Genomic DNA, 7054 nt, shown 5'->3' with positions numbered 1-7054 from the left:
ACCCCGCCAGAAGGAGACCCATGGAGCTGCACCACCTCACCGCCACCGAGGCCACCGCGCGGTTCCGCCGTCGCGAGCTGTCGCCGGTCGACCTGCTCGACGCCGTGATCGCGCGCACCGCCGCGACCGAGCCCGTGGTCAACGCCGTCACCGAGCAGTGGCTCGACGAGGCGCGGACCGCTGCCGTGGCGTCCGAGCGGAGGTTCGCCGACGGCGCGGCCACCCGGCCGCTGGAGGGCATCCCGCTCATGCTCAAGGAGGAGCAGCCCGTCGCCGGACGCACCGCCGAGGAGGGCAGCCTGCTCGAGCGCGGTCACGTCGCCGCCGAGACGCATCCGATCGTCGACCGGATCCTCGACGCCGGGGCGGTGGTGCACGGCCGCACGACCACCCCGGAGTACTGCTGTGCGCCGGTCACCCACACGGCGCTCTGGGGCGTGACCCGCAATCCGTGGAACACCGCGTACTCGCCGGGCGGATCGTCCGGAGGATCCGGTGCCGTGCTCGCCGCCGGGTCCACGATCCTCGCGACCGGATCCGACATCGGCGGATCCATCCGCATCCCCTCCTCCTTCTGCGGCGTGGTCGGGTTCAAGCCGCCGTTCGCGCGCGTCCCCGGCCTCGCGCCGTTCAACTCCGACACGTACTGCGCGGACGGTCCGATGGGGCGCAGCGTCGCCGATGTGGCGCTGCTGCAGAACGTGATCGCGGGCCCCTGGGCGGGCGATGCGGCGTCGCTGCGCGAAGTCGTATCGGTATCGGGCACCGTGTCGTCGCTCGCCGGCATGCGCATCGCCGTCTGTCTCGACCTGGGCGGCTACGCGGTCGATGCGGCCGTCGTCGCGAACACCCTGGACGTCGTCGCCGCCCTGCGCGCGGCCGGCGCGACCGTGACGGAGGTCGAGCTGCCCTGGGGACCGCAGCGCACGCTGGAGACGAGCTGGCCGCACTTCGGCGCCGTCATGGGCCCGTTCATCGAATCGATCGCCGACGGGGATCCGGAGCGCAAGGCCCGGCTCATGCCCTACACGCGGGCGTTCGCCGAGGCGGCGGCGCGGGGCGGCGAGTTCGTCGGCGGTCTCGAGGCGGAGTCGGCGTTCTACCGGCCCTTCGGCGAGCTGATGCAGCGCTTCGATGCCCTCCTCTGCCCGACGATCGCCACTACGGGGCTCGCCGCCGACGCACCGTGCACCGACAGCGATGCCGTGTTCTCGCAGCTCATGACGCTGCCGTTCAATGTGATCGGCCGGGTGCCGGTGCTGGCGGTGCCGTCGGGCATCGCCCCGAACGGCGTGCCCACGGGCGTGCAGATCGTCGGCCGCACCTTCGACGACCCCACGGTGTTCCGGATCGGCGCCGCGCTCGAGCAGGAGCTGGCGCTGTGGACGGATCCGGCCTGGTGGCCGACGCTCTGACGACGCCGCTCTTCGGGCGTCTCCGCCCCGGTCGCGATGTCTGCTCCTGAGCGCCGTCCGGAGCAGCGGATATTGCGACCTGAGCGGATCCCCACTGCAGCAGCCGCTCCTAGGCTGGACCCATGACGCGGATCTGGGTGGTGCGGCACGGGCAGAGCATGCTGAACGCGGTCGAGCGGATCCAGGGATGGTCGGATGCGCCGCTCACCCCGACCGGGCGCGAGCAGTCCACCACCCGCGGGCTCGACTTCGCCGCCGCCGGAATCCGGTTCGACGCGGCGTTCTCCGGCGACGGGATGCGGCATCGCGAGACCGCCGCGGGCCTGCTCGCGGCGGCGGGGTCGACCCTCACGGCGCAGCCCGACCCGCGCTGGCGCGAGCTGAGCTTCGGAGCGCTCGAGGGCATGCACGTCCGCCGCTTCTCCCGGCTCATGGAGGAGCACGCCGAGGCGGAGCGTCCGTTCATCGCGACGCTCGACGCCCTCGCCGCCGAAGACCCGCTCGCCGAGACCCCGGCGACCGTGGCGGTCCGCGCGCTGGACGCACTGCATGACGCCGCGGACGCCGGGTCCGAGGTGCTCGTCGTGACCAGCGGCATCACGATCATGTCGCTCCTGCACACCCTCGGCGGGGCGCTCGACGCGCGCTCCGGGCCCGCCAACCTCTCGGTCTCGACCATCCGCCGCCACGAGGACGCCTGGATCGTCGACCGCGCCGCGGATCCGGATCCGATCGCCGTCTGACGCGATCACGATCCACGACCGGCGCCGACCGTTCTCAGGACGGCTCGATGCCACACCGAAGGGGAGCCGCGGCATTCCGCGACTCCCCTTCGGTGTGGCCGCACCCCTCCTGAGAGCGGACCGACGTCAGACGGTGTACTCGTCCGCGACGTCGAGCGCCGCGTCGAGCGCGGCGAGCCCGCGCACCAGCTCGTCCTCGGTGATCACGAGCGGCGGGGCGACGTGGGTGCGGTTGAAGTGCACGAACGGCCAGACGCCGCCCTTCTTCGCCGCCGCGGCGAACGCCCCCATCGGGGCGGCGTCCGCGCCGGCCGCGTTGAACGGCACGAGCGGCTCCCGCGTCTCCTTCGAGCGCACGAGCTCCACCGCCCAGAACAGGCCCTGGCCGCGCACCTCTCCGACACTCGGGTGCTTGTCGACCCACCCGCGCAGCGTCGGCTCGACGATGCGGCTGCCGAGGTCGCGCACGCGCTCCAGGATCCCGTCGCGGCGGAACACCTCGAACGTCGCGACGCCCGCCGCGCACGCCAGCGGGTGGCCCGAGTAGGTGAGCCCGCCCGCGAACGAGACGGTGTCGAACGCCGCCGCGATCCGGTCCGCGATGACGACGCCGCCGAGCGGGACGTAGCCCGAGTTCACGCCCTTGGCGAAGGTGATGAGGTCCGGCTTCGCATCGAACGCGTCGATGCCGAACCACTCGCCCAGGCGTCCGAAGCCGACCATGACCTCGTCGGCGATGTAGACGATGCCGTAGCGGTCGCACAGCTCGCGCACGCCCTGCAGATAGCCGGGCGGCGGCACGAGCACGCCGTTGGTGCCCACGACGGTCTCGATGATGATCGCGGCGATCGTCGACGGGCCTTCGAGCTGGATCGTCTGCTCGAGGTGCTCGAGCGCGCGCTGCGACTCCTGCTCCAGGGTCTCGGAGTGGAACGCCGAGCGGTACAGGTACGGTCCGAAGAAGCGCACCGTCCCGTTGTCGACCGAGTCGTTCGCCCAGCGCCGCGGGTCGCCGGTCAGCGAGATCGCGGTCGCGGTGGACCCGTGGTAGCTGCGGTACATCGAGAGCACCTTGCGGCGGCCCGTGAACGTGCGGGCCATGCGCACCGCGTACTCGTTGGCGTCGGCGCCGCCGTTCGTGAAGAAGACCTTCTCCATGCCCTCGGGGGCGACCTCGGCGATCAGCCGGGCGAGCTCGCCGCGCACGTCGTTCGCGATCGACGGCTGGATCGTCGCGAGCCGGCCGGCCTGCTGCTGGATCGCCGCGACCAGATCGGGCTGCTGGTGCCCCAGGTTGAGGTTCACCAGCTGGCTGGAGAAGTCGAGGTAGGCGTTGCCCTGGTAGTCCCAGAACGTGGATCCCTCGCCCGCGGCGACGGGCACCGGGTCGATGAGCGCCTGCGCGCTCCAGGAGTGGAAGACGTGCGCGCGGTCGTCGGCGCGCACCTGCGCTTCGGCGTCGGGCGCCGGGAGGGCGTGCACGACGCCGTGCCGGTCGGTGAGGGCCGCGGCTTCGGTGGTGACGGTCATGTTCAGATCCTTCCGCGTCAGTGGTTGCTCGGGAAGCCGAGATCCACCTGCGCCGGCGTGTGGTCGGGCCAGCGCGTGGTCACGACCTTGGAGCGCGTGTAGAAGTGGATCGACTCGGGTCCGTAGATGTGCGAGTCGCCGAACAGCGAGGCCTTCCAGCCGCCGAACGAGAACGCTCCGATCGGCACCGGGATCGGCACGTTGACGCCGACCATGCCCACCTCGATGTCGAACTCGAACTCACGGGCGGTGCCGCCGTCGCGGGTGAAGATCGCGGTGCCGTTGCCGAACTGGTGCGCGTTGATCAGCTCCACGGCCTCGGCGTAGCTGTCCACGCGGACCACCGACAGCACCGGGCCGAAGATCTCGTCCTCGTACAGCTTCATGCCGGGCTTCACGTGGTCGATGAGGCTGATCCCGGTGAAGAAGCCGTTCTCGTCCAGGCGCTCGCCGGCGGCGATGCGCTGCGTGCCGTCGATGAGCACGGTCGCGCCCTCGGCGGCGGCGCCGAGGACGTAGCCCTCCACGCGATCGCGGTGCTCCCGCGTGACCAGCGGACCCATCTCGCTCGCGGCGTCGGTGCCGTCGCCGATGCGCAGGTTCTGCACCTTCTCGGTGATCGAGGCGATCAGCGGCTCGGCCACGTCGCCCACGGCCACCAGCACCGAGACGGCCATGCAGCGCTCGCCCGCCGAGCCGTAGGCGGCGGAGACGGCGGCGGCGGCCGCGGCGTCGATGTCGGCGTCGGGCATGACGACCATGTGGTTCTTGGCGCCGCCGAGGGCCTGCACGCGCTTGCCGTTCGCCGAGGCGCGCTGATAGATCGACTTCGCGATCGGGGTGGAACCGACGAAGCTGACGGCCTTGACGTCGGGCGAGTCGAGCAGGGTGTCGACCGCGACCTTGTCGCCGTTGACGACGTTGAGCACGCCGTCGGGGAGCCCGGCCTCCTGGAAGGCCTTCGCGAGCCAGATCGCCGCAGACGGATCCTTCTCACTCGGCTTCAGCACCACGGTGTTGCCGCAGGCGATCGCCGAGGCGACCATCCACAGGGGCACCATCACGGGGAAGTTGAACGGGGTGATGCACGCGACCACGCCGACCGGCTGCTTGACCGAGTGCACGTCGACGCCGCGCGCGACCTGCTCGGAGTGCTCGCCCTTGAGCAGGTGCACGAGCCCGGCGGCGAACTCGACGTTCTCGATGCCGCGGGAGACCTCGCCCGCCGCGTCGGAGAGCACCTTGCCGTGCTCGCTCGTGACGATGGCGGCGAGCTCGGGCGTGCGCTCGGCCAGGATCTGGCGCAGGCGGAAGAACACGTCGGCACGCTTGATGAGGCTGGTCGCACGCCAGGCGGGTGCGGCGGCCTTGGCGGCGGCGATGGCCTGCTCGACCTCGGCGACGCTCGCGAAGGCGACGCTGCGGTGCGCCTCTCCGGTGGCCGGGTTGTAGACCGGGCCGGTGCGCTCGGTCTCGCCGGGTTGCGTGTTCGGCTCGGTCAGGGCTCCGTCGATGAAGTGGCGGATCACGGTCACGCGATGCTCCTCGGGTTCTGGGGATGGGGTTCCGGACACTCTGATCGACGGTGTCCGCAGGCTTGCTCTCCCATGCTGACAAAGGGGAGGATGGATCCGTGCCCTCAGATCGTCTGGACTTCGTCGAGGATCGGACAGATCGTCCGGATCCTGATCCGGCTCGATCCCTGAGCGAGCGCAGCCCCCACCGGTCCCTGAGCGAGCGCAGCGAGTCGAAGGGCGACCCCGGCCTGCCGACCGTGGCCGATGCCCTCGAGGTCGCCTCGCTGCAGGCCGGACTTCCCGAGGTGCTGACCGGATCGCTGGACGCCCCGGTGCGCTGGGTGCACGTCTCGGACAGCGATCGCGTGGCGGCCCTGCTCGACGGCGGGGAGCTGCTGCTCACCACGGGCGCCGGCTGGCCGGGCGACGCTGCGGCGCTCGGCAGGCTCGTCGACGAGCTGGCCGACGCGGACCTCGCCGGGATCGTGCTGGAGCTGGGCACGCGGTTCGCCGTGGTGCCGCCCCCGCTGGTCGCAGCGTGCCGGTCGCGCGACCTCGCGCTCGTGTCGCTCGAGCGCGAGGTGAAGTTCGTCACGGTGACCGAAGAGGTGCACCGCCGCATCATCGCGGGTCAGGTGGAGGCCCTGCAGGAGCGGCAGCGCCTGCACGAGCTGTTCATCGCCCTGAGCCTGCGCGGCGCCCCGGTCGAGGTGGTGGTGCACGAGACCGCGCGCGCCCTGCGTGCGCCGGTGGTGCTGGAGGATCTGGCGCACGAGGTCGTGGTGGCCGACACCGCCGGACTCGCCGAGGCCGAGGTGCTCACCGACTGGCCCGGCCGCTCGCGCCGCCTGCCGCCGGAGTGGACCCGCGTTCCCGTCGCCGCCCGCGGCACCCGGTGGGGCGAGCTCGTCGCGCTCCCCGGTCCGCCCCACCCCGCGGGCCCGGCGACGGTGCTGGAGCAGGCTGCGACCGCACTGGCGCTCTCCCGCCTCGCCGACGGGGAGGGCGCCTGGTCCCGCCTGCGCGCCGAGGGGCTGATCGCGGCCGTGCTCGGGGAGCGCTTCGCGACCGTCGCCGACCTGGAGGCGCGCCTGGAGTCGTCGGGGTTCCCCGTGCGCGGGCGCGCCCTGTACGTCGCCGTCGCCTCGGACGCCTCCGTCGCCTCGGACGCCTCCGTCGCGCGCGACGATGTGCACGCAGTGCGACGATCCGCACAGGAATCCGGCGAGAACGCGCGCGGATCGTCGCCGGCTGTGCAGAACGTCGCGGACATCCGCACCCTGTCCGCGGTCGTCGACGGCGAGCGGATCCTCCTCCTGTCGCTGCCGTCGGGCTCTCGTCCCGATCCGCTTCTCGCCGAGCTGGGATCCGGTGCCGTGAGCGACCCCGCGTCCTCGGCGAGCGAGCTGCTGGCGATGATCCCGGTGGTGCGGCGCCTCGCCCGGCAGGCCGGTCCGGGAGCGCTGCTGCGCGTCGCCGACCGGCCGCTCACCCGCCTCGCCGCGGAGCTCAGCGGCGACCATCGCCTGCAGGAGCACAGCGCGCGCCTGCTCGCGCCGCTGATCCGGCACGACGATGCGACCGGCGGCGACCTGCTGCGGGTGCTGCGGGCGGTGGTCGCGCACCCGGGCAACCGCACGGCCGCGGCAGCTGCCTCGCACCTCTCCCGCTCGGTGTTCTACCAGCGGCTCGCACTCATCGCGGATCTGCTCGACGCCGACCTCGACGACGGCGAGACCCTCTCCGCCCTGCATCTGGCGCTCCTCGCGCAAGGTCTACATCGCCTGAGTCCCGGGGCTTCGGCCGGGCCACCCCCGCGGTTCGCTGGTCGCAGTTTGCGCTGTCTCTT

General features: G+C 72.3%; 5 protein-coding genes. 3 read left to right on the top strand and 2 right to left on the bottom strand.

The genetic code is table 11. The annotated features are described in order from the left end of the window. Both RL72_RS00360 and RL72_RS18990 read left to right on the top strand, forming a co-directional pair. The coding region (locus RL72_RS00360; RefSeq protein ID WP_248700315.1) for an amidase at window positions 1–1415 on the top strand (1415 nt) is incomplete at its 5' end. 122 nt (window positions 1416–1537) lie between these two features. Then, window positions 1538–2158 carry a histidine phosphatase family protein gene (locus RL72_RS18990; RefSeq protein WP_052674089.1) on the top strand — a complete coding sequence of 207 codons (621 nt, stop codon included), beginning with the start codon at window positions 1538–1540 and terminating at the stop codon, window positions 2156–2158. Between the two features lie 126 nt (window positions 2159–2284). On the opposite strand, the gene RL72_RS00350 is transcribed toward RL72_RS18990, so the two are convergent. Together RL72_RS00350 and RL72_RS00345 are read right to left on the bottom strand one after the other, a co-directional pair. Continuing rightward, window positions 2285–3688, bottom strand: coding sequence for an aspartate aminotransferase family protein (locus tag RL72_RS00350; protein WP_045248809.1), 1404 nt, complete (start codon window positions 3686–3688; stop codon window positions 2285–2287). A 17-nt stretch (window positions 3689–3705) separates the two neighbouring features. Continuing rightward, a complete protein-coding gene (locus tag RL72_RS00345; RefSeq protein ID WP_045248808.1) occupies window positions 3706–5223 on the bottom strand; it encodes a CoA-acylating methylmalonate-semialdehyde dehydrogenase in 1518 nt (505 codons plus the stop codon). Between the two features lie 98 nt (window positions 5224–5321). On the opposite strand from RL72_RS00345, the gene RL72_RS00340 reads away from it, so the two are divergent. Further along, window positions 5322–7054 (top strand): PucR family transcriptional regulator (locus RL72_RS00340; protein WP_052674088.1); only part of this gene is annotated, 1733 nt, incomplete at its 3' end.

Origin of the sequence: Microbacterium azadirachtae, from assembly GCF_000956545.1 — a bacterium.
GTDB classification, from domain to species: Bacteria; Actinomycetota; Actinomycetes; order Actinomycetales; family Microbacteriaceae; genus Microbacterium; species Microbacterium azadirachtae.
Note: the sequence above shows the minus strand (reverse complement) of the source record. Positions and strands in the feature narration are given on the sequence as shown.